Origin of the sequence: Rhodococcus sp. NPDC127527, assembly GCF_042672245.1 — a bacterium.
In the GTDB taxonomy this organism is placed as follows: Bacteria; Actinomycetota; Actinomycetes; order Mycobacteriales; family Mycobacteriaceae; genus Rhodococcus_G.
In genome coordinates, this window is sequence record NZ_JBHXVP010000022.1 from 49248 (window position 1) to 52385 (window position 3138).

General features: G+C 70.9%; 2 protein-coding genes. One reads left to right on the forward strand and one right to left on the reverse strand.

The features are described from left to right. Positions 1-152: 152 nt before the first annotated feature. The gene (locus tag ACFVH2_RS24055) at positions 153-1397 is read left to right on the forward strand and encodes an oxygenase MpaB family protein (protein WP_378426304.1); all 1245 of its coding nucleotides are present in this window, start codon (positions 153-155) and stop codon (positions 1395-1397) included. Between the two features lie 27 nt (positions 1398-1424). Here ACFVH2_RS24055 and ACFVH2_RS24060 read toward each other — a convergent pair. Continuing rightward, a partial coding sequence (locus ACFVH2_RS24060; protein WP_378475736.1) for a VanW family protein occupies positions 1425-3138 on the reverse strand: 1714 nt, incomplete at its 5' end.

A 3138-nucleotide genomic window follows, 5' to 3' on the forward strand; every position in this document is an offset into this window, starting at 1 on the left:
GCGTTCCCCCCTCTTTTTTTTGTTATCCCCCCCTTTCAATTGTTTGTGGCGCCCCGCCCGTTGTGGGGGGCATCGGGTGCCCCCCACACCCTCACCCCCACCGCTGGCGCAGCCATTGACAACGATTGTTGTCATCCTGCATGTTGAGACCTGTGACGACGACTCGATCGGCGACCCCGGGCCTCTCTGCCTCACCGACGATCCCGCAGCGATTCATGCGGGATCCGATCTCCGCGGGCCGCGTCGCCGCTCCCCTGCGACTGTTCCTCGGCGCGGCGCCGGACCCCACCTACGAGGAACGAGATCGCCTCGGACGGGCCCTGATGGAGCGCGACGAACTGGGCGACGCCCTGGTCCGGGCGGTGCGAGAGGACCATGTCGTGTCCATGCCGATGTTCCGCGAGGCCCTCGAACAGGGCATCGAGTCGATACCCGATGCGCCGGACGCGCTCCGGGAGTTCTTCGGTGAGCTGGCGCGGATACCCGACTGGGTGGACGAGCGGAAGCTGGCGCACGGGGCGCGCGTGCTGCGGCGCACGGGACTGGACGCGTCCCTGGTCCTCGGTTACGGCTCACTGCTCGGCGGCTACAACAACTCGGGTCCACTGTCGGTGCTGATGGCGTCGGGAAAGCTGACCGGCGACCAGACGCTGCGCCGGGTCTCCGAAACCAGCGTGTGGTGGCGGGCGGTGACCGCACCGGGCGGGCTCGAGCGGTCCGGCGAGGGCTGGAAGCTCACCGTGCACGTGCGCGCCATGCACGCCTTCCTCAACTACCAGCACGAGCACGACCCCGCCTGGCGAAGCGACCGACTCGGCCTGCCGATCAACCAGTTCGACCAGGCCGGCACGCTCGGATTGTTCTCGACCACCTTCCTCATCCACACCCGTGTGCTCGGGATCCGCTACTCCGAGCGCGACGCCGACGCCGCGATGCACCTGTGGTGCTACGTCGGCTGGCTGATGGGCGTGGACGAACACTGGCTGCCCTTCTCCGAGGCCCGTGGCCGCCGCATGATCTACCACATCGGGACCGCGTCACCGTCCGCGGACGCGAACAGTCTCGCCCTGGCGAAGTCGCTCATCGACTCACCGAAACTGATCCGCCACAAGAACTTCCAGTGGATTCGCCGCACCTACGACTACGAGCGTGGTCTGAGCCTGGCCACCACGCTGCTCGGTCCCGCGGGGGTGCTCGCGCTCGGGGTGCCGATGCGACCGCCGTGGTACCCGATGTGGCGTGCGGTCGCGAACACGGTCAAACACCGCGGCATCGCCCGGCTGCCCGGCGGCCGACGGTGGGTCGACGCCCGCGCCGAGCGCCAGCTGGACCTGACGCACCGCCGGCTGCTCGGCGGCGAACGACCGCCGATCGGGCGGATCACCCACTCGCAGTGACGCCACCCGTCGCCGTTCGCGGTCGGATCACTCGCACTTGACGATCGGCACCGGGTCGTACTTGACGGTCCGGGTGTGCCGCGAGATCTCCCTGCCCGACGCGCGCTCGGTGATCACGCGGGTGTCGCTGGTGGTGAACCCCTGTGCGCCACCGGATGCCACGCACCCTGCCCCCTTCGGCAGGGTCACGGTGTTCGGGGAGGTGTACTTGTACCGCTCCCCGGTGATCGACTGCACGTCCACCGTCTTGGTGCCCCACAGCCGCACCGTCACGTCCGAACCGGTGCCGATCGTCTCGATCAACACTCCGGTCGGCGAGGCGTTCTTGAACTGCAGGTCGATCGCCCCCTCGAACACGGTGGCCTCGCGGGCCGCGGGGTACCGAGAGATGTAGTAGCTGTGCTCGGTGTGGCCGGCGTCCTCCATGCCCGCGAAGTACGCCGCGTTGTACAGCGTCGTCGCGAGCTGACTGATGCCGCCGCCGACCGCCTTGTCCGGACGACCGTTGTTGATGATCCCCGACTCCACGTAGCCCTGCGCCGAGCCGCGCGGTCCGGTGTACCCGTTGAGCGAGAACGTGTCTCCCGGCTTCACCAGCGCACCGTCGATCTCCTCGGCGGCCAACCGGATGTTCACCCCGGACGCGTACTCGAAACCGCCGCTGGTGAATTCGCCGATGACCTCGCGGACACCCAGCTTCTGCGCCGCCTCGGTGGTCAGGGCGGGCGGCTTCGACTGGTACATCGCGTCAACCGTGCGCGGTCCGCTGCCGGTGAGCAACGCGGGCAACTCCTCCAGGGTCCTGTGCCAGTCGATCGTGTCGCCCGCGACCGCAGGCACCACCGTCGGGGTGCCGCCCGCGAGCGAGAACGACGCATCCTTCGGCTGCACCTCGGTCGAGGCCAGCTGGGGTCCGAGCAGCCCGACCGCGGCATCCACGTTGTACTGGGGCGCGAGTCCGCCGCGGCCGTCCGGCGCGAACGTCAGCACGGCGCCGACCTTGTCGCGGCCGAGCACCGCGCGCGCGCCGCCGCGACCGGTGACCACGAGGTCGGCGGACGCGGCCGGGACAGCCACCTCCCGCAGCGCCCGGTCCACACCGTCCTGGGTGACCGCCACCGACTCGACCTGCACCGGGACCTCCACGCCGCCCCGGTCGGCCCAGCCCGCGGCGAGCGCCGACTCGGCGCCGGGACCGTCGAGGGTCTGGCCGTTGCGTGGGGCCACCCCGACCGGGTTCGCGCCCTCGAACACGACCGACCCCTCCACCGGGCGGACGTCGGTCTGCGCGCGGAGCGCGTTCACCGCGGCGGTGAGCTGCGCGTCGTCTCGGGTGGCGCTGACCCCCACCTCGCGGTGCGAGAACAGCGAGGTCAATCGAGTCAGCGGGTTGAGGGGTTGGCTGCCGGCGCGGTCGAGGGTGGCGGGCCAGTCCACCCCGAGGCCGGCGGCCTCGGGCACGAGTTCGGCCCGCACGTCGCCCGCACGCACCTGCACGGGCCGCTGTGCCCGCGGACCGATCTGCGCGCGGAGTTCGGCGTCCGCGTCGGCGCGTGTCTGGCCGCCGACCTCCACGCCTGCCACCGTGACGCCGCGCGGCACCCGGTCCGAGGACATCGCGTAATCCACCGTGTACACGACCGCGCCCACCGCCAGCACGGACGCGACACCGACGCCGACCTTGAATCGTCGTGAGCGCCCCGAGGACCCCGGCTGGCCGGGGTCCGGCGCGGCCGGCGGC